Annotated in this window: 34 protein-coding genes and 2 pseudogenes; 1 reads left to right on the top strand and 35 read right to left on the bottom strand. The window is 36.8% G+C overall.

The genetic code is table 11. From position 1 onward, the window contains the following. Nucleotides 1-4: 4 nt before the first annotated feature. The 7 genes from AC3EMB_RS27440 to AC3EMB_RS27410 all read right to left on the bottom strand — a co-directional run bounded on the left by AC3EMB_RS27440 (nucleotide 5) and on the right by AC3EMB_RS27410 (nucleotide 4,730). The gene (locus AC3EMB_RS27440; protein WP_322368285.1) at nucleotides 5-589 is read right to left on the bottom strand and encodes an HK97 family phage prohead protease; all 585 of its coding nucleotides are present in this window, start codon (nucleotides 587-589) and stop codon (nucleotides 5-7) included. Next, the gene (locus tag AC3EMB_RS27435; RefSeq protein WP_488517809.1) at nucleotides 540-1,769 is read right to left on the bottom strand and encodes a phage portal protein; all 1,230 of its coding nucleotides are present in this window, start codon (nucleotides 1,767-1,769) and stop codon (nucleotides 540-542) included. The genes AC3EMB_RS27440 and AC3EMB_RS27435 overlap by 50 nt, the downstream gene beginning before the upstream one ends. A gap of 15 nt (nucleotides 1,770-1,784) precedes the next feature. Continuing rightward, complete coding sequence (locus AC3EMB_RS27430; RefSeq protein WP_488517808.1) at nucleotides 1,785-3,476, bottom strand: terminase large subunit; 1,692 nt, start codon at nucleotides 3,474-3,476, stop codon at nucleotides 1,785-1,787. Further along, complete coding sequence (locus tag AC3EMB_RS27425; RefSeq protein WP_000985225.1) at nucleotides 3,463-3,837, bottom strand: hypothetical protein; 375 nt, start codon at nucleotides 3,835-3,837, stop codon at nucleotides 3,463-3,465. Before AC3EMB_RS27425 ends, AC3EMB_RS27430 begins: the two co-directional genes overlap by 14 nt. Nucleotides 3,838-3,938: 101 nt before the next feature. After that, on the bottom strand, nucleotides 3,939-4,193 hold the full coding sequence (locus AC3EMB_RS27420; protein ID WP_488517807.1) for a hypothetical protein: 255 nt from the start codon (nucleotides 4,191-4,193) through the stop codon (nucleotides 3,939-3,941). After that, complete coding sequence (locus AC3EMB_RS27415; protein ID WP_488517806.1) at nucleotides 4,180-4,320, bottom strand: hypothetical protein; 141 nt, start codon at nucleotides 4,318-4,320, stop codon at nucleotides 4,180-4,182. Before AC3EMB_RS27415 ends, AC3EMB_RS27420 begins: the two co-directional genes overlap by 14 nt. A 107-nt stretch (nucleotides 4,321-4,427) precedes the next feature. Then, a complete protein-coding gene (locus AC3EMB_RS27410) occupies nucleotides 4,428-4,730 on the bottom strand; it encodes an HNH endonuclease (RefSeq protein ID WP_488517805.1) in 303 nt (100 codons plus the stop codon). 229 nt (nucleotides 4,731-4,959) lie between these two features. Here AC3EMB_RS27410 and AC3EMB_RS27405 point away from each other — a divergent pair, with 229 nt between their 5' ends. Then, nucleotides 4,960-5,139 (top strand): DUF8096 family protein, encoded by a 180-nt coding sequence (locus tag AC3EMB_RS27405; protein ID WP_479848602.1) that lies wholly within the window; start codon nucleotides 4,960-4,962, stop codon nucleotides 5,137-5,139. 47 nt (nucleotides 5,140-5,186) lie between these two features. On the opposite strand, the gene AC3EMB_RS27400 is transcribed toward AC3EMB_RS27405, so the two are convergent. The 28 genes and pseudogenes from AC3EMB_RS27400 to AC3EMB_RS27265 all read right to left on the bottom strand — a co-directional run. After that, nucleotides 5,187-5,435 (bottom strand): hypothetical protein, encoded by a 249-nt coding sequence (locus AC3EMB_RS27400; RefSeq protein WP_488517804.1) that lies wholly within the window; start codon nucleotides 5,433-5,435, stop codon nucleotides 5,187-5,189. Nucleotides 5,436-5,478: 43 nt separating this feature from the next. After that, nucleotides 5,479-5,682, bottom strand: a complete 204-nt coding sequence (locus AC3EMB_RS27395) for a hypothetical protein (protein ID WP_488517803.1) — start codon at nucleotides 5,680-5,682, stop codon at nucleotides 5,479-5,481. Nucleotides 5,683-6,249: 567 nt separating this feature from the next. Next, on the bottom strand, nucleotides 6,250-6,417 hold the full coding sequence (locus AC3EMB_RS27390; protein ID WP_270697250.1) for a hypothetical protein: 168 nt from the start codon (nucleotides 6,415-6,417) through the stop codon (nucleotides 6,250-6,252). A gap of 117 nt (nucleotides 6,418-6,534) precedes the next feature. After that, nucleotides 6,535-6,945 (bottom strand): hypothetical protein, encoded by a 411-nt coding sequence (locus AC3EMB_RS27385; RefSeq protein WP_488517802.1) that lies wholly within the window; start codon nucleotides 6,943-6,945, stop codon nucleotides 6,535-6,537. 1,090 nt (nucleotides 6,946-8,035) lie between these two features. Further along, nucleotides 8,036-8,407 carry an ArpU family phage packaging/lysis transcriptional regulator gene (locus AC3EMB_RS27380; RefSeq protein WP_000441086.1) on the bottom strand — a complete coding sequence of 124 codons (372 nt, stop codon included), beginning with the start codon at nucleotides 8,405-8,407 and terminating at the stop codon, nucleotides 8,036-8,038. Between the two features lie 138 nt (nucleotides 8,408-8,545). Beyond that, nucleotides 8,546-9,175 carry a Holliday junction resolvase RecU gene (locus AC3EMB_RS27375; RefSeq protein WP_488517801.1) on the bottom strand — a complete coding sequence of 210 codons (630 nt, stop codon included), beginning with the start codon at nucleotides 9,173-9,175 and terminating at the stop codon, nucleotides 8,546-8,548. An 11-nt stretch (nucleotides 9,176-9,186) separates the two neighbouring features. Next, nucleotides 9,187-9,423 carry a hypothetical protein gene (locus AC3EMB_RS27370; protein ID WP_488517800.1) on the bottom strand — a complete coding sequence of 79 codons (237 nt, stop codon included), beginning with the start codon at nucleotides 9,421-9,423 and terminating at the stop codon, nucleotides 9,187-9,189. A gap of 513 nt (nucleotides 9,424-9,936) precedes the next feature. Further along, a complete protein-coding gene (locus tag AC3EMB_RS27365; protein WP_488517799.1) occupies nucleotides 9,937-10,308 on the bottom strand; it encodes a hypothetical protein in 372 nt (123 codons plus the stop codon). A gap of 2 nt (nucleotides 10,309-10,310) precedes the next feature. Next, nucleotides 10,311-10,664 carry a CopG family transcriptional regulator gene (locus tag AC3EMB_RS27360; protein WP_488517798.1) on the bottom strand — a complete coding sequence of 118 codons (354 nt, stop codon included), beginning with the start codon at nucleotides 10,662-10,664 and terminating at the stop codon, nucleotides 10,311-10,313. 117 nt (nucleotides 10,665-10,781) lie between these two features. Further along, nucleotides 10,782-11,664, bottom strand: a pseudogene (locus tag AC3EMB_RS27355) (DNA cytosine methyltransferase). 292 nt (nucleotides 11,665-11,956) lie between these two features. Continuing rightward, nucleotides 11,957-12,331 (bottom strand): YopX family protein, encoded by a 375-nt coding sequence (locus AC3EMB_RS27350; protein ID WP_488517797.1) that lies wholly within the window; start codon nucleotides 12,329-12,331, stop codon nucleotides 11,957-11,959. Nucleotides 12,332-12,365: 34 nt separating this feature from the next. Next, nucleotides 12,366-12,509 carry a hypothetical protein gene (locus tag AC3EMB_RS27345; RefSeq protein ID WP_488517796.1) on the bottom strand — a complete coding sequence of 48 codons (144 nt, stop codon included), beginning with the start codon at nucleotides 12,507-12,509 and terminating at the stop codon, nucleotides 12,366-12,368. A 29-nt stretch (nucleotides 12,510-12,538) separates the two neighbouring features. Further along, nucleotides 12,539-12,808, bottom strand: coding sequence for a hypothetical protein (locus AC3EMB_RS27340; protein ID WP_488517795.1), 270 nt, complete (start codon nucleotides 12,806-12,808; stop codon nucleotides 12,539-12,541). Between the two features lie 27 nt (nucleotides 12,809-12,835). Then, nucleotides 12,836-13,228: a BC1872 family protein gene (locus tag AC3EMB_RS27335; protein WP_488517794.1), complete on the bottom strand. Its 393-nt coding sequence runs from the start codon at nucleotides 13,226-13,228 to the stop codon at nucleotides 12,836-12,838. 33 nt (nucleotides 13,229-13,261) lie between these two features. Then, a complete protein-coding gene (locus tag AC3EMB_RS27330; protein WP_488517793.1) occupies nucleotides 13,262-13,516 on the bottom strand; it encodes a hypothetical protein in 255 nt (84 codons plus the stop codon). Nucleotides 13,517-13,556: 40 nt separating this feature from the next. Next, on the bottom strand, nucleotides 13,557-14,063 hold the full coding sequence (locus AC3EMB_RS27325; protein WP_488517792.1) for a dUTP diphosphatase: 507 nt from the start codon (nucleotides 14,061-14,063) through the stop codon (nucleotides 13,557-13,559). Between the two features lie 13 nt (nucleotides 14,064-14,076). After that, nucleotides 14,077-14,244 (bottom strand): hypothetical protein, encoded by a 168-nt coding sequence (locus AC3EMB_RS27320; protein ID WP_000712305.1) that lies wholly within the window; start codon nucleotides 14,242-14,244, stop codon nucleotides 14,077-14,079. Between the two features lie 67 nt (nucleotides 14,245-14,311). Continuing rightward, complete coding sequence (locus tag AC3EMB_RS27315) at nucleotides 14,312-14,548, bottom strand: hypothetical protein (protein WP_488517791.1); 237 nt, start codon at nucleotides 14,546-14,548, stop codon at nucleotides 14,312-14,314. Then, entirely contained in the window at nucleotides 14,523-14,666 is a 144-nt protein-coding gene (locus tag AC3EMB_RS27310) for a Fur-regulated basic protein FbpA (protein ID WP_098367002.1), read from the bottom strand. The genes AC3EMB_RS27315 and AC3EMB_RS27310 overlap by 26 nt, the downstream gene beginning before the upstream one ends. Before the next feature lie 8 nt (nucleotides 14,667-14,674). Then, complete coding sequence (locus AC3EMB_RS27305) at nucleotides 14,675-15,091, bottom strand: hypothetical protein (protein ID WP_488517790.1); 417 nt, start codon at nucleotides 15,089-15,091, stop codon at nucleotides 14,675-14,677. Next, nucleotides 15,088-15,387 carry a hypothetical protein gene (locus tag AC3EMB_RS27300; RefSeq protein ID WP_488517789.1) on the bottom strand — a complete coding sequence of 100 codons (300 nt, stop codon included), beginning with the start codon at nucleotides 15,385-15,387 and terminating at the stop codon, nucleotides 15,088-15,090. The genes AC3EMB_RS27305 and AC3EMB_RS27300 overlap by 4 nt, the downstream gene beginning before the upstream one ends. Before the next feature lie 2 nt (nucleotides 15,388-15,389). After that, entirely contained in the window at nucleotides 15,390-15,851 is a 462-nt protein-coding gene (locus tag AC3EMB_RS27295) for a hypothetical protein (RefSeq protein WP_427272852.1), read from the bottom strand. Between the two features lie 25 nt (nucleotides 15,852-15,876). Next, entirely contained in the window at nucleotides 15,877-16,302 is a 426-nt protein-coding gene (locus AC3EMB_RS27290) for a nucleoside permease (protein WP_427272853.1), read from the bottom strand. 10 nt (nucleotides 16,303-16,312) lie between these two features. After that, the gene (locus tag AC3EMB_RS27285; protein ID WP_488517788.1) at nucleotides 16,313-16,594 is read right to left on the bottom strand and encodes a hypothetical protein; all 282 of its coding nucleotides are present in this window, start codon (nucleotides 16,592-16,594) and stop codon (nucleotides 16,313-16,315) included. After that, complete coding sequence (locus tag AC3EMB_RS27280) at nucleotides 16,591-16,782, bottom strand: hypothetical protein (RefSeq protein WP_488517787.1); 192 nt, start codon at nucleotides 16,780-16,782, stop codon at nucleotides 16,591-16,593. Before AC3EMB_RS27280 ends, AC3EMB_RS27285 begins: the two co-directional genes overlap by 4 nt. After that, nucleotides 16,769-17,242, bottom strand: coding sequence for a hypothetical protein (locus AC3EMB_RS27275; RefSeq protein WP_488517786.1), 474 nt, complete (start codon nucleotides 17,240-17,242; stop codon nucleotides 16,769-16,771). Before AC3EMB_RS27275 ends, AC3EMB_RS27280 begins: the two co-directional genes overlap by 14 nt. Before the next feature lie 13 nt (nucleotides 17,243-17,255). Next, complete coding sequence (locus tag AC3EMB_RS27270; RefSeq protein ID WP_098367008.1) at nucleotides 17,256-18,059, bottom strand: ATP-binding protein; 804 nt, start codon at nucleotides 18,057-18,059, stop codon at nucleotides 17,256-17,258. After that, a pseudogene (locus AC3EMB_RS27265) lies at nucleotides 18,028-18,105 on the bottom strand (DNA replication protein); the annotation flags it as partial. The gene AC3EMB_RS27270 and the pseudogene AC3EMB_RS27265, both read right to left, overlap by 32 nt.

Raw genomic sequence — 18,105 nt, 5'->3', positions numbered from 1 at the left:
TCCTTTATAAGTAAGTTTTTAAGATTAATTTTTTACGTAATTCTTCTTTCTGTTTTCTTTCTTCATGATGTTTATATGGATCATAACCCCTCGCGCTAACTTCTGAATCAGGATAAGCAGGAAAAGCGACTGCACTTACCTCAAATAACTTCGCTTTAGTTACCGTTCGTAACATTAAGTCATCATCAGGTTCATCTATCTCTTCAGTGATCATACTAAAACCAAAGCTAACACCATCGACATCGCCACGCTTAATCGTTTCATATGTGTCATTTCCAAGCGTCGTTTTTGGTAATGTCAATTCGAACCTCAATCCAATAGAATCTTCGGCTAATTGCAAAGTATTGTTTTTTGTTCTTCCTAGCACTTTAGAAGTGTCATGTGCCCACAAAAACCGTTGGTCGTCTTTTTGCAAAGACTCCAAGAACGCACCTTGTCGGAATTGTTCGCGGAATTTTCGATAATAACCCATAACTACCGAATTCATTCCCCACTTCACAGCGTATCCAGATAGTATCTTGTTACCTTGTTCATCTTCTCTAATTTCCATCGTTTGTGTTATTAGTTCCCTTTGTTCCGTCTTGTTCATTATTATCACCTCCTTCATCAGTTACTTTTCCTTCTGTAACTAAAGCTGTATCCAATCTTCTAATTGGCTTATCTCCACCTTCAATTGGACCAAGTGAAAGAATCGCTCTCCATTCATTCGGTACTAGCGCTCCTCTGTCCACCATTTGAACAAGATCCATCTTTGTTTTCATTGATGCATATTGAAGGGAAGAAGATTCAAAGATAATTTTGTTCCCAAATCCTCTTTCTTTACGTGAAAAAAGCTTCCTAGTGTATTCTCCAGCAAGCTGCATTGCAAATGGCTCTATTTCTGATTCATAATAAGCGTTCCACTCGTCCTCGTTGTATTTACTTTGTATAATCTTATCGTTAGTATTGAAGAAATTATAAATACGCTGTACGGTTTCTTGCATTTGTTTTGAATCCGGAACAAACGCGTCATTTTTCACTTGTTCTAAATCATAACGCGGGTCAGTAGCTGCCGCCCCTCCACTACGATTGTCGATATTCAAATAATTTTTCACAAAATTACCAACTTGCATATCTATATCGTCTTGCTTTAAAACTGATTTAAATTTAAGAATCCATTTGATAACGGCACTATTTTGGACAGCCTTTACAATACCTTGATCTGTAGTTGTCACAATCTCCATTAATTGCGACAATGCATTGCCTGGATGTTCTCCGAAAAAATCATTATCATTAAAATCCTTACGCAAATGAATTACATCTGAATACGGTATAGTCATTTGTTTACCATTCTTAAAGTAGAACTTCAAAAAGATATCTCCATATGTTCCTTCAACAACTTCAACTGTTGTACAAGGGATAGGATATATCTCGGTAGCATAACCAGAATCATCACGCTTAATATAAGCGAATGCATTGTGATTCAATTCTAATTGAACAGCCATTTTTTCTTGAAACATCTGTCCTGTCATTAAAGGGTTAGGCTCTTCCAATAGGAATCTCATGTATGGCTCTGGATTAACCTTAAATTCAGAGCCATTATCACGAATATGTTTGGCAATTAATTTACCAACAGCTTTTGCTTTAGGACGAATACAGGCTCGTATGATATCACTTTGATAAATATCTCCATGCCATGAAAAAAAGCCTCCTCCATTGTCGTTTATCATTTCAAAACGCGTTGTAGTAGGGGCTTGTTTCTTCCCGAATATCTTATCGAATAATCCCAATATCTCACCTCCTTCTTAAATCATGTTGAGATAATCATTTCTCTTCTCTTGAAGGATTACATAAGCGTTTAAAAGTGCTGCTGTGCCATCAATACGACGGCGTTGATTCTTCGTTTTATTCGGTTGTATATTTAAGTTCTTATCAATATCAATTGCTGTATTTGAAAGACACCATTTATCAATTGGATTGTTGTTGTAATTCACCAATTTCGATTCCAAATCAGCCCCCAATAATTTCATTGGACTTGAAAGGGTTTGTTTACCTTGCGCAACAGGAACCATAGCTTCTTTACCAAAATAACCTTCCATTTCTTCAACCCAATACTTCGCTGACCATCTATCGTAACCAATCCAAGGAAGATAAATGCCGTATTCATCTCTAATTTCTAAAAACCATTCAGTAACATACTTATAATGAACCGAATTACCTGGAGTTGTTCTTAAAAGTTCTTGTTCATACCACAAATCGTAAGGTATTTGGTCTTCTTTACTACGTTGTTCTAATAAATCTTCAGGTAACCAGTACATTTGCTTAACATATATGTTCGGATTATCCGGAAGCATAAAAATAACCTTCGCTGCTGTTAAATCGGTAGTAGAAGATAAATCACAACCACCAATTCCATACGAAGGTTTTAGTTCGCTAATATCAAATTTAGCGACATTATTCAATTGTTCAAAGGTTAACCACGCTTCGGTTGATGTTTCTCTTATATTGAAATCTTTTGTAAGTAGATTCTTAACAAGCATAGGATTCGCTTTTGCTTTTTCGACTTTACTTCTTAATTGGTCTAAGTTTTTGATTGTACCAAGACCAGGATTTGCTTTTTTCCAGCAAGACTCTTCTGTCCACTCTTCACGTTTATCCAATTCATAAATAATAGGAAGAACTCGTTCATCCTTATAACCATCTGGATCATCATAACCGTTGATAATACGCTCAGCTTCTTCATATTTAATATCAAAAATTCCTTCTCGAACCGTACCAGCAGTTGTTGTAATAATTGATATTGGTTGTTCACGAGCCGTCATACCATCAACAATAACGTCATAAAGATTCTTATCTTCAATAGCATGTAATTCATCTATTAATGAACAATGCACGTTAAGTCCATCAAGTGTATTTGAATCACTTGAAAGGGGTTTGAAAGAACCGTCGTTAAAATCTGAAATCATTTCAGCTACTAACGTACGAATTCTTTTAGAAAGGATTGGTGACTTCTTCACCATTCGCTTTGCTTCAGACCAAATAATTTTAGCTTGGTCTTTTTTAGTCGCTGCCGATACAATTTCTGGTCCTGGTTCATTATCAGCAACCATTAAATAAAGAGCGATTGCTGAACCCCAAGCCGATTTTCCGTTTTTACGGGCAACAATTAACATAAACTCGCGATATTTTCTTGTACCATCTATTTTATGAATAAACCCAAATAAAGCAGCAGTCATAGCTTTCTGCCACAATTCTAATAAGAATGGTTTACCACCCATCTTACCTTTACTGTGTTTGCAAAAATTCTCAACGAATTCAATTGCATGATTTGCACGTTTGGCGTTATATTCCCATTCACCTTTTGTACTACTAAGATCTGTAACGAGCTTTTTATACACCCGCCTTACCTTGTCTGATACAATTACTTGTTTAGTTTTTATTTTGTACCAGTATTCTAGAATTGGGTTGTAAGAAAGAGGGTACTTAATCACGGCCATTTACAAAATCATCGAACCCATCACTATTCTCCTTGGGTTTTGGTGGTATTTTAGGAACATAATCGCCAAGTTGTTTCATGATAGATTGGTAGTTTTTATTCATCGATATATAACGACGGGCTTGCGGGCGCTCTCTTTCATATGGTTCTTGATTCTCTGATTGCGAGAACATTTCATCATAACCATTCTCATCTAGATCTTTCCTAATATCTTCTAACCGAACTCGTAAGTCTGCAGCTTCAACAATTAACCCCTCTACAACCATGAGGGTATCTTTTGGCATCTCTTTATAAATCCGTTTAAGTCTGTTTACTTCCTTCTTAACTCGTTCTTCTTTTGTTAATTCTTTCTTTATCGCCATCAATAACACCTCACTTCATTTGTATTGGGGTAGGGGGGTCACGCGAAATAACCTGTGTATTACACGAAGCTCCCCTCTCGGTCCCCCTATAGACCTTTGGTTTATTTTTTATAGGGGGGGATTGGTTCTTTTTGTTCTTGATTGTTCTCTTCTAATAAACCATGAATGAATTTATCTATTACACTTTCATTAGCTTCTTTTATTTGATTTAGTGTTGAATTACTAAATACCTTATCCATTTCTTCTGCTAATTGTCTAAACAAATCATTAGCATTATTGTTATTAGGTATTTCATTACCTAGACCTTGAATGAAAACACCAAGAACAATTGCTATCTCAAGTTTACTTAGTTCCATCTAATACCACTCCTTTCCATTCTCCTAACAACTTACGTAACTCCGGATGCCTCCATTCATATTGGAAGTACCCACTATCTTCTAACTTCAACACTTCAACCATCTTACGCGCCTCTGCTTTTGACATGCCGTACATGCTTCTCAAATAGTTATAAGCTCTCTACAATTCACTCTTTCGTAAACTCTCACGCCAATTAACTAATGTATTGATTAAGTAATGTCTAATCATTAAACTTAATCCCTCCTAATCAAATCGCCATTCTCATCAAACATTACGTCTTCTCTAATCAATACAGATTTACCAAACGTCTTAGTGTTATGACAAGGTAAGCATAAGTACTGTAGGTTCTCATGATTCAATGTGATATCTGGATTCTCTATAGTATCTGGTGTTATCTCAACAATATGGTCAACGATATATCCTGGTACTTCTTTGCAATGCTCACACATTCCATCTAATGTTGTAGCAATGTATGACTCTCTGCACTTCTCCCATGCTGTTGATTTATAAAACTTCTTTGCGTATTCCTTTGCCATTCACCCACCTCGCGGTAATCCCTAATTTAGTCTTGAAATTCTCAAAAACTCGATGTATTATATTTTTGTGTTTTTCTCAGTTCCTAAACCGAGAATACATCATCACTTCTGAAAAGGACCCGAACTCCAGCGGGTTCTTTTTGCAAAATAAAAAAACATCCATTATATGAATGCTTCATGTTATTATGATAAAGCTGTATTAATTCAGATTGATATGTAGGTGAAACTAATGGAGAATAAACAACCTGAACAAAAGTACGATCTAAGTAAGATATACACATACACAGAACATCCTGACAAGGTCAGCGGGCGCTGTGACAATTGCGGAAATACCGCATTCAAAAGTTCCGTTAAAAATTTCATCTATTTAAGAGAGTGCCGTAAATGCGGCATGAAGAAAAGTATCTAGCCCAGGTAGGGCTTTTTTCTTTATAAACTAAAAAAGCAGCAGATTCGCTACTGTAATTGTTCAACTATCTCTTTAAATAACTGATGTCCTTTTTCTGGGTATCTTTCTAATCCACCATCAGCAAAGTACTCACCTTCACTGTTTATCATTTCAATTAGTACTTCACCCTTCTCCCAAACCTGCAAAGAGAATGCTACACATGATTCGAATTCTATTAATGCTTCTTCTCTATCTGCAGTCGCTAACATAATATCCGTATCAGCGTTGTCCCACATCATAACTGTATAGATTAGCACGAAATCACCTCACACAAAAATAAAAAGGTAGTAGTTAAAACACTCATCTAGTCGGTACCATAATTCTTTTTGTCCCGTTACAAGCAGGACATGGATCATTCAATATCTCTCGGCCATTAGGTGAACGCTCCATTTTTAAAATAGTCATTGGTCTTCTATACTCAGTAACAGGTGGATCGAAGTAATTCAATTCCCTTCCTGTACCTTCGCAATGTGGACAAGTTATTATTTTCGTTGGAATAGCCACGAAATCACCTCAAAAGAATCTTATTTTGAAAAATACATAACGAAAACTAATTTATGCAGGGAAATGAATAATATACACATAATGACTGCCGATAACTTGCATTATGTTAATAAGGTAAACGGGAAATACCTTGATATCAGTGTTTTTGTGATTTCCTATGAATAAGAGGTATTCATAATTTTATACATCGGCTTAAAAACGCCATTTTCAGCACCTAAACACCGTTATTCCCTGCATAAACTTCACTTTGTTAACTATCTATATTTTTTCTGTTTTCTGTTACGAACTTCCTTTTAGTCTGTATATACCCATGTAAGGACTAATGAAGAAAGGAGTAGTTGCATGAACATCAAACTCAATTTAAATATTTCACCAGAGTTTATTATTGCTATCGCTCAATTAATCACAGCTCTGCACCTAGCAGGAATCATTTGATTCTTGCTTTTCTCATTCGTTGTGTTCGTTTGTTTTGTTAACCCTTATCTTTTCTTAACAACAAACAAGACGCCACCCAGATCACGGCAGCGCCTACGATAATTGCTATTGGTTTAATCATTTACATCATTCCTATTTCTTAAATAAATCCACCAATCCATAAACCGCATAACCAACAGTAATGACTACCCATGCTATTCCGATTGTTATTGCTATTAGTGGCATTGCCCAAAGGTAGTGATACCATTTTGTGTAGCTACTCATCTTCCACCATTCATCAAGTGGATTAAGCCCCATCATTTATAACAATCCTCCTAACCAAATGTCCATTTTGTTCAAATCTACGTTTAATGTGTAATTTCTATATAACAAAGAAAAAAGCACCCATTATGGATGCTTAGACTTAAATATATACATTCAATCGCATACTGCCCATGTTTTACACTTAGGACAACGAACAACAGTGAACCCCACAAAATCATCATAGTTTTCTTCTATTTCTTCTTTAAGTAATTCAATATTACTATCGTATATAATATCTAAAAATGGTTTATGTACTGCATATAATTCTTCATCTACAGTTACTGTAATCCATTCGTCATTTAATATATCATCCGGCGTGACTTCATTTCGAATACTCAACATTTCGTATTGTTCAAAATCACCATCTTCACAATCACAACCTGGATCACCTAATCCAGTTCCAAGATAATGCAAATTAGCATGTTCTAATATATATTGTTTAATCTTCTTATCATCCGCATCAATAGCTATCGCATTCGCTCCGGCGTTATACGAATGTGTAAATTTCTCTTCAATTAACTTCACTATAATCACCATCCCTTTTACATTAATTATAACAAAAAGCCATCACCGAAGTGACAGCTTTCAAGGGGATGGGAGAAAAAAGAGAAAACAAATGGCAAAAGTTTCTCTTAGATTAAGGTTGAGCACTCTCAACCTTCTCCAAGCCACCGCATCATGTAATTTTTTAGCTCTTATTAGCTACGCGCTTTACGTTCGGTGACTGGGAGAAGACTAAGAATCAACAGTTTCCTCACTAAATCAACTCAGAGGGAATTGAACCCTCACCTTCGCGAATATGCACCTTACACCATCGTTGATTTAGCTAGGGAAACAGTCGAAATCGTTCCTCATAACCTCTTCCAACCGACGACGTTCAGTAGTTTGCTCCATGCGTAAGAGCTGTCATCGGTTCAAAGAGAGATAGGAACTCTCTTGTTTATACTCCGTAGAGTCGGTCAATACTTCGGCTGTCGCAAGGCCTTAGCTGACCAAATCTTTTATATAGCTGGAATTATTATATCCAAGACGTATATGTTTCTTCCGACGCCTTGTTTGAACCAATACACTAGAGGGACGGAAGGGGAATGTTTCCGCTGTATTGGCTCAAACAAAGAGTGGAACTCTTTGCCCTCGTTTTGGTCATTAATAAGAATCGTGAGTAATTACTAATGTACGAGATACGTATACTTTTTAGCTTTTTAGAATGCAAGCGTCACTCAATCATGAGCAACCACCCCCATTCCATTTTCAAGAACCGACATATTAGAGGGAAATAGACTTATATTTATTATCAACCCAGAGGACGCATTCCGAGCTGATTGATAAAATACAATAGAAACAGTATGACGAATGCGAGTTATCTCACACCCGCCACACTGGAATATGTCATTGTCATACATTCATTGGTCTTTTCGTCTTAACGCGGGTTCTTACCGCCTTGCCCGCCCTACTATGCGGTATACGTTACCGTGACATTCTCGCATAAGAACGTTTCACTTATAGGTGTACTAATCCTCTTCGATATGCGGTTGTCAAAGGGCTTGTACATATAATTTATAATTTTTAGCATTTTATTTAGTCCCCCAAAAAGTTCGCGTTTTGTTCGCTGTTTTTAGATGATTCCTAGTGCTGTAGCAATCAATTTAACTGCACTCTGCTTCTTCTCATAGAAATATGTCTTCTTGAGTAGTAGATCATGATAAACATCGGAATCTTTTACTCTCTCATTAGTCAGGAACTTGCGTTCAACAATATTCCGCTCGTCTTCATCTAATAAATTGTGAAGTGCCTTCTCAACCTGCTGCACCTTCCATTTACTCGTATTCCTTGAATCACGTAACTCAGGGAATAAACTAATTCCTTCCTGCTCCACATCATTACTAAATCGCATCTTGAGTGCTCTGTACTCCTTTAATACGCTTACTACTTCCTTTTGTACTTTCTTATCATCTACAGCCGGTAATAATGTTAATTGTCTCTCCATGAAGGAATCCCCCTATTTCTGAATTTGTCTTTTTAACATCACGTAAGGTACGTGAAATTTTACTAACTCTTTGTTGAATAAGGGAAACATGCATAGCGAGCAGCCCCCACCATCCACTCTGCATGGTTCCGTTATCCATTAAGCCTTTAATAATTTACGTTTCTTGTTGGCCATCTTCTCTTTTGCTGCTTCAATGTTATTCGCTACTTTCTTATGGTCCTGATCAAATTGAATCATTCCATCAAATATAACCGGCGCTACTGCTTCATCTACGTATTGCAAGTAATCAACTGACGCTCGTTCCGTCTGTTCTACTAAGTAACCATAAACATCAAAGTCTGCTCTTGGTATAGACTTCTTGCCCTTCGGTTGATGAGACATCCTTACATAAGATTGAATGACCGATAGTGGTACAACGAATATTGACTTGTCCTTGCTAAACTCAATTAGGAAGAAACATATCGCTCCCATCTTCTCTGCTTTCTCCAGGTAATCCAATTGGTGCTGTGCAATGTTCTTTAAATCAAAGCGTCCAGGATTCTCTGTAGATTTCGCTTCAAACGCTATTGCTCGTCCCTTATACACGCTATCATAGTCTACTGTACTTTTAGCTTCATAGAATCCATTTAACACTTGGCTACCCTTACTCTTAATCACCTTCACTGGAGTCGGACGCTTGTTTATAAGCGCCACTCCACCTCTTTGATACATTTCGTTCGCTAGATTGATAAGCTTCTCAAATACCATCCCACGATTTCCTAGTCCCATTGTTATTCCTCCTAACACCATCTTTTATATTTAATATGTTGTCTTTTAAATGAAACGGTACGCTTATACTTCCTTATCGTCCTTTCACATTTAATTACAAACTCTTTAATCTGATTCCATACTCTTAGGAATAACTCCTTAAATTGGGCCATTACTTCGCTTCCCATAATCTCTTGAACCATTTCCCTTTGCTTCTTCTTGTCAGGTTCATTTATTGCTGCTTCCATTCTCATTTTTAACTCTTGCATTCTCCTAACCTCGCTTTCTATACCTTTCAACTATTTCTCTATACAATGGATTAAATTTGAGCATTCCTACGCAACAAAATGCAGCTACAACTATTGAAGATGATCTTACTTCCTGACCAGTTATAATGTTGAGCGTAATCATGGTTAATAACCCTATTGTTGTTGCAATTTGAAATGCATATATCTTATCCATATATTCACCTCACTTTCTATTAAAAGGATTATTTTATTGAGTTTTTCTCTTCGCTTTTTATAAAACAGAACCGATTTCCAATTCTTATAGGCGTATCCGAATCTATATTTTTAATCAGGTAGTTCACATCAATCTTCCTAACAATAAACGCTATTAGAAGACCTCCAAATAATCCGAAAAAGAAATTCAATCCCATCATCCTCACTTGAATAAAACTCAATATTCCGTCAATAATATAGATAGGCGATAGCCAAAACCTATTTAATGAAGTCCCTAGCCTTTCTCCTTGTTCCCCCTTGGAGATGAGCAGTTAGCTTTTGCTAGCTGCTCTTATTCTGTTTCTCATTCCAGTATCGATAAGATAAAGCTCCTTTATAAAAGTCAAAATCAACTTTTGGCAACACCACTCCACGATGATTGTTCTTATAATCCACACCGATCCATACACCTTCACCATTAAATAAGTCATGTCCTAAACGTATCTCTTTAAATTCTTTTAAATGTGGTAATAAAAACTTTTTTAGATAATCTTCGTATGTATCCTGGTATTCAGGAAAATACTCAGATAAGTATTTTTTGTATTCCTTTTTATAAAACTTGTAAAACTCGTTTCCCTCTACCTCTAAAAAGAACTGAAATTCAATGTGTTCTTCACCAATTGGTGGGAACTTCACTTGTATATCTTCAAACATCTTTATATCCCCTTTTTCTTCAAAATAGTTTCCGGTTCATATTTATGCTTCTTCTGTATAAATATCTCGTGAACCAATTTCACGCAAAAATCTACGACATCCTCATTACTTGTAATATCAGCACCAATTTTAGCATTCTGGAACTCTTTTATATCCTGTATCATTTTTGTATTCGGCATCTGCTTCTCTAACATTTTTCGAATCACCTTAGATTGGCTCTCTCCATCGTATTCACACAGAAATTCTATCTCGCTCCATAACTCGTTTGGTAATGTTAGCGATACCTTTCTCGTCTCACCAATTGCTTTACGACCAGCACCTTCTCTTTTTCCACCACGATTGTTTTGTTCAGTCATTATATATCTCTCCTTTGAATAAAGTAACTTTATTCAATTGTATTCCTTGCGTTAGATATTATCAATTGATTTAGGTAACTTTATTCAAAAAGAGTTCGACAAAATGAAATTTTTATACTAATCTTCTATATAACCCATTCGTTCGCCGATAAACTTCGCTATATTAACAGTCAATCCATTACCAGCCTGTGCATATAATTGATTCGGTGATGTTACTTCTTTTGCTCGATCAAAGTACTCATCCGGTATGCCCTGTAATCTCCATGATTCTCTTTCTGTGAGCCAATATAACTTCCCGTTACGTAAAGTAGTTTGTTCCCTGGATCTAAGTAATGTTTGTGCCACACCGTGCCCTATGCGACCTCTTCGCGTCTTGGATGTTGGTACTGCTATATTAATAGCGTCACCGACAACACCGATATCATATCCTTGTCTAGTGGCTTGTCTTACTTTCACATATTCTTTCGTTACTTCTAAAATGCAACTGTTCTTTTCTGTATCAACTAAATATTCGTCGGACACCTGATCCTCTAAGATATCCTGCAATGAATATTCTTTTCCTTCTTTGAGGGATTCCAACCTCTGTTGAGGTGATAACATCCCATTCCGCATCATACCCGACTCCATCCATTTCAGCGAGAATACGGGCGAAGTCCCATCCTTTATTGACTGATAATGTGTTATCAACGTTTTCAAAGAGCAAGTAGGCAGGTTTCTTATATTCAGGTACTTCTTTGATGAGCCGGATAACTTCTGTAAATAGTCCGGATCGTTCTCCTGCAAGTCCTTTTTGTTTTCCATTTTTAGAAATGTCCGTACAGGGGAATCCGGCTGTCCAAATATCCACTGACGGAATAGTAATTCCTTTTGCGTTTCTGATATCATGTTCCGTCCACTCCCCTTCTGTATCGTGCATCGCTTCGTATGTTTTCCTTGCAGGTTCGTTCCATTCGCAAAAACCAATGCAGGTATGACCAGCTTGTTCTAATCCTATTCTCATCATGCCAACACCACTGAAGAGATCTATAAAAGTAAGACTCATATCACCACCTCGCTTTCCACTACTCTTTTGAGCTATTTATAATTAAGAGTTTTAATTGTATTCATCACACTTTTCATCTTCATCTACTATCTTTTGATGTACCGAACAATACAGATTATTATCATCGTCTGATAATGAATTGCCGCAGTTTAAACAATCTTCATTCATGTTATATCCGTCCTTTTTTTAATTTGTTCCAAACTTTCACATTGTGGCCAAAAACATTTTTTGCACAAAATAGCGTTTTTGTTTAATTTTTAATTAGCTCTGGGCTTTCATAAATATTCCCAATCACTTCCGCCCAATTTCTCATTTTGGACAGATAATATGAACCACAACTGAGTTCCATGTACTCGTTATATCCAACCTCATAATTACTATCTATATCAAACGGATGACAGCTAACTCGTACGATGTCTCCTTCATAAATCGGATTCCCCTTTTTGTCATTTAGCCCAGTGTATTGTAGTGGTTTTAACTGATTGTATTCACCGTTATGAATTCGATAAATCGCTAATTCACCATAGGACAACCATGCATCTAAATTATCTTCACTTTCGATATCATCACCTGAATACATCTTTTTAAGTTCCTCATCCCATGCACGAAACTTATTTTCTTTCATTTCCGTCCTCCTCCCAAATAACGATTTTATTTGCCTATTTTGTGGCGTTTTCCAAAAAGAATAATGCCGAGGTGAAACATGCTGCTATAAGTAACCCACGTAATGGATCATAACCAAAAAGCATCGCAATTCCAGTTATGGACCAATATATAAAAGCTAGCCATTGTACTATTTTCATTCCATTCACCTGCCAAATAAGAATTTTGTTTATTTTTTATCTTTAGGTACTAAATCAAGTTGATACTCGCTTTTTGGATAATGTTTAAATTCTGTCCATCTTTTTAGATCCTCTATAAGATTATCTACATCCTCAAAACACCCTGAAGCCCATGTACTCATACAATCGCTCACAAGTGAGTACTTGTTTGTTGATGGGTCTCTGTATATGAAGTGTGGCGTTCCTGTACGTATAGGAACAATAATATCTCCTACTGAATATTTTCTGTCTTTGACCTCGACATTAACATTAATTTCCATTTATTTTTCGCCCTTTCTCTCAAATAACTATTTTGTTAAGTTTTTATTTTTGGCTTCAATCGCTAGCAATGCAGCCTTACAGATAGCCATTGGCGCAGTTTCGCAGACAGCACTTACATCAATATCATCTAATTGGAAATAACATTTAGTTTTTAAAGAAAATGATTCATGTGTAGTTAATTCAAACCAAAAATCATAATCCTTTCTCATCTTTTCTACTACAAGCCATGCATCTTGTATCCTATCTGATGGTTTAAATACGTTTAAGTTATCTTTTTCAAGAATCCCAACATCATCAACCCACTTACCATCACAAAGCGTTCCGTTATCGTAATACTCAGTTACACCATCCATAGCAACTGCAACTTTCCAACCCATAACTTGTTCTGCAATTAAAATATTCAGATCTCTATTTTCCATCTTTCATTCCCCTTTTCGATTAAAATAACGCTTTTATTGAGTTTTAGATTTTTCTCTTTCAGCAAGAATTCTTTCCATTCTCACTCGAAAACACGTAGGGCAAACTCTTCCACCATCAACCCTAACTGCACAAGTGCCTTCCCACTTGTTAAACCATTTCCCGCAATCCGCACACAAGAACCAAAATTTCTTTTTACGCAAACGTTTTGTTTTGGGTTTATGTTTAAAAAATCTTCTTTCTAAATTTACCGATTTATACTTACCGTTCTTTTTTATCATTAACTTCATTTGCTTTAACCTCACTTTCAAACAAAATTCAAATTTTGTCTTAATATCCGCTCGCTAGTCGATCATAGTTAACTTGGTTCTTATCAAAGTACGACTTTTCCATGTCTTCAAATGTCATGCCTAATTTCAATCCAATTACTACTATTGAAGCTAATGAAATTGTGTACTCTCTCGGAACACTAAAATCTGCCGTATAGACTATTTCAAACAACCTATGATATGAGAGTGATTGAGTGTTGTTTATATCATCAGCAATAGCTGCCTGTAAATCTTCGTTCAGCAGAATTTCTAAATGCCCGTACTTATTACCCAAACTAGCCATAAAGTGCATGCAATCCGCCCATTCATCATACTGACGCGCCTTATCATTCTTTTTGTTCTTCTTCCAATACTTGAAGAATCCAATCTCATTACTTAACTCACCTAACTCCGTAAATAATGCGTGTGTCACATCACCAGTTAGGTTTTTGCCTTCTAACCCATGAACCTCAACAACTTTACGATCTAGCTTGTCCTGCGCTTCGAAAATCTTTTGTATGCTTAACATTCCGTTTCGCTCCTTATAAGTAACTTTTCAATTTCTCTTTCTGCTTCTTCAACACTTCCAATGAAAGCTTCGTCTTCCGCTTCTCGTTATCCAATCCAACCAAGTGATATTCCATCTTACGAATCTCACTCTCTACTACCTCAAGTTCGCTTTGCACCTGCACTGCGGTTTCTTTTTTCATCACTTACCTCCCTTTGCTTCACTAATTAACTTAGTGATTTCATAAACCCCATTCTCCTTTGCTTTCATTACTTTTCACCTTCTCTCTTATCGATCTCAATCATTTCATTACGTACCTCTTGCAGAAAATCTATATACTGTCCAAGTTCTTTCTGATCCATTGTAGATATTTCATCGTCACTTACACATTCAGTGATATCAACCAAGCACAGAGACTCCATGTTTTCTCCACGTGATATCATATTAGATTTTGTTACAGCAATCGCTCCGAATCCGTATTCAAACGTTTTGTTCATGTTCCCCATCCCTTTCCAACAGCCCCGCTAGTTCCTCGCAACTTCCTTCAAATAAGTCGCGCCCATCTGGTAGCTTGTATATGTGATTATCGATTAATTTGTTGATTAAAACGTCTTGCCTGTCCATGTTGCCTCCTAGCTGATTTGTTTCTTTTTATACTTACGTGGCGGTTTGGTAGCTGCTTCGTATGGATCCATACCTTTATCCATCCTTGCGTAAAATGAAGATGTGCTAATCCCATTTTCTTTAGCTATTTCTCTTAAAGACTCCCACTGTTTGTGTTTTTTTGGTGTTGTTACTGCTTCAAAAGGGTCCATACCACTTTTAAGCCTTTTATATAATGTTGTATGGCTAATCCCATTTTGTTCCGCTAACTTTTTTAATCCGGCATTTAATCCTATCCCGTATTTCTTCTTTCTAACTGGTACCGTTATAGCGCGGTCTATCTCCCATCCACGCTTATTTACTCGTAAATACACATTCATTTTGCTAATACCGTTACGCGCTGCAATCTCGTAATCTTCTTCTGTTGGAACTGCTTTGTATTTCATTTACCTGACACCTTCTTTTTTCTTACTGGTTTTGTCGCCGCTTTATGATGTCCCCAACCGAGTTTTCTCCTTTGATGAAAAAGCTTCACTTTTATTCCGTTAGCCTTCGCTAGTTTAAGCCATTTATGATTTTCTCCTTCGTATTCATGCCTAATCGTTCCAGGTGGCGCTGTTAAGGCTTCCTCTAGTTCCCATTTATCAGATATATATAGGCGGTAATATAATGTTTTTGTACCTATTCCATTAGCTTTTGCCTTTGCTCGTTCCTCATCGGTTAGCCAACGATCTAAAGCCATTTTTAGATTGCCTCCTTCTTAGCTCGATGTTTAATGTTAGGCGGTGTCGTTATTGCGCGTTCTATATCCCATTTAAGTACAAAGACTCTAGTTCTTAACGTTCGTTTCCCTATGCCGTTATTCAGTGCTGTGTGGTACTGCGACGGCGTTATAATATCTATTTTTGAATGAGCCCTTTTCGTGCATTCTATTGGTGATAAAACTGGTGTCTTCGCTGCATCGTCAGGAGTCCAGTTATAACGCTTAATTCTAGAGAAAAACGTGTCATATGAGATACCATTCTGTTGTGCCAATTCCCATTGTTTTGCATACTTCTCTTTTAAACTAACGAATAGAGGTTTGCTAATCGCGTCTTCTACACTCCAACCATTAACGTTAATTCGCTGGTTTACCGTACTCTTCTCGATTCCGTTTTGTTTTGCGATTTCGTATTCTTCCCAAGTAGGAACAAGATTGTATTCCATAAAGTTTCACCTTCCTCACTTTAAATTAGTTACAACAACGTCTCCCTGTTTCCATTGGAGGGACTGTGGCTGCCAATTCTATATCCCACTTATAATTACGTATCCGTGAGTGAAATGTTTGATAGTTAATTCCATTCATTTCAGCTAATTTAGCCATTTTCTTAATAAATTCAGATGTCTTTTTAACTGGTTTTGTAGCCGCTTCTTCCGGAGTAAACCCTAAATTACGACGACTATAAAATGTATTAGGATTCATTCCATTTTTCACTGCGATTTCTAACCATATTTCAGATTGGCTTTTTTTCGATTCGCGTTTTTTTCCTGGCGGCGTTGTAACGGCCTCTTCAACATCCCATGCGCAGTTATAAACGCGATTTCTTAATGTATTTTTGTTTATTCCATTTGCTTCGGCTCGTTTGTAATCAGATTGACTTAAAATTCCTGTTTTCATTTCAATCCCCCTAATCCAAATCCATAATCTCCGCTAAGGTCCTTTTGCTTACTGCCGTTTTTATAATTTGAATCCTTCCATGCTTTACTACGGCATCGCTCTTTGCATCTTCTTCGCTTTTTACTTCAAACCAATCTATTTTTTGCTTCTCATCCTGATCATAGAAGTGAACTTCAAACGTAGGCGTTATAGCGTTATGACTATTGCTATGTAGGAATTTCTCTGAAGTACTAGTCGCTGCATAGTCAAAAGTTCCTATGACATCTTCAAACGAAAGTTGACCGCTCCTCATGCCACAACGCCTTTTTTCTCTTCCTGCTGTATACGATGGATTTCCATTAGTCTCGCTATAACGGCATGACGATTTCTATCCACTTCCTCATGCGTTTGATTAGCTGCCTTGCAAACGCATGGTCCAAATTGATACATTCCCATTCCAATACCGTTTTGAATCACTCCAGTTCCGTTACACGCGCACATAATCGTCATCCTTTCTGATTACCACTTCGATTCTTTGATCTGATATCTGAGCTACCGCAAAAGCCATATTGTTATGACCAGCAATGTTTAAACGAATTTTGTTGAAGATGTATAGTAATTCTTCGTCTGAAAATTCAATCTTTTTATCTGTTGGCTGTCGCAATAACTGCCCTTCCATTTTTTCTAACACATCAATTTCAATACTGATTTTTTCTTCCTCAATTAACTGGTGTACTTCCCTTATGCTCTTACGGTACCCATAACGTTTTCCTACCGCTTTGATTAAGTCGAACAGTGTTTTCGTTTCAATTCTTCTAACAGTTGGATCGCCGTAACAAATTGAACATGCTGTAATCTTTTTTTCTTCAATGTACACTTCATGAATGTCGATGTTATCAATTGCTGCACCGCATATATCGCAATATGGTTTAGACGGAGCTTGTACATCATCGAATAGCATTTTCTTACCCTCCTTACGCTTCTATAAATCTTTGTAAGCGTTGCTTCGCTATTTCTCTTCTATAACTTGCAGCTTCGTTTTTTACAGTTAGACTCGTTTCAACCATTCGGTCATACGAACGTTTCCCAACTTGATGTTTCAGCTCTTTAGGTTCTAAATTACTCGTATACAGGGTTGGAAGTTCTTTTCTATACCGGCCATCTATGATATTGAACAATTTCTCTTCTACCCATTCCGTGGTCTTTTCTGCTCCAATATCATCTAATATAAGTAAGTCACATTCTAAAAGTGCTCTCATGATTTGCGTTTCGTTTTCTTTATTTTCGCTATTAAATGTGCTGCGAATGCGCTGCAATAATTCCGGAACACTTTGAAACACTACAATATATCCTTTCTTAGAAAGCTCATTAACAATTGCGGCAGCTAGGTGAGTTTTGCCGTTTCCAGGTTCTCCCCAGATCATTAGCGATTCACCGTTCCATTCTTTAAATGTCTTCACATATTTCATTGCTATTTTGTGAGCTGTCTCAGATCCATTTCTATCTAAAAACGCTTCAAATGTACTCTTAGAAAACCTTTCACCTAAATTACTGATACTGAACAACTTTTCTATTTCGCGTTTCTTAGCAAAGTTTTGAGCTTCACGTATTTTTGCTTCTTCTCGTTCTACAACACATTCACAAGTAGGCAATATTTTGTTTTTAATACGTAATTGCGGAACTTCAACAGTTATTGCTGCAATGTACTTATTACAATGCTCGCATGTATAACCTTCTGTTTCTTCACTACAAGCCGATGTATTCACTATCCGAGTCATCACATTTCCTATTGATTCCGACACGTTTATTCACCCCTTTATTTCT

The sequence above is a fragment of the Bacillus sp. LQ16 genome (genome assembly GCF_057784645.1).
This window is presented reverse-complemented; position numbering and strand designations above follow the sequence as displayed.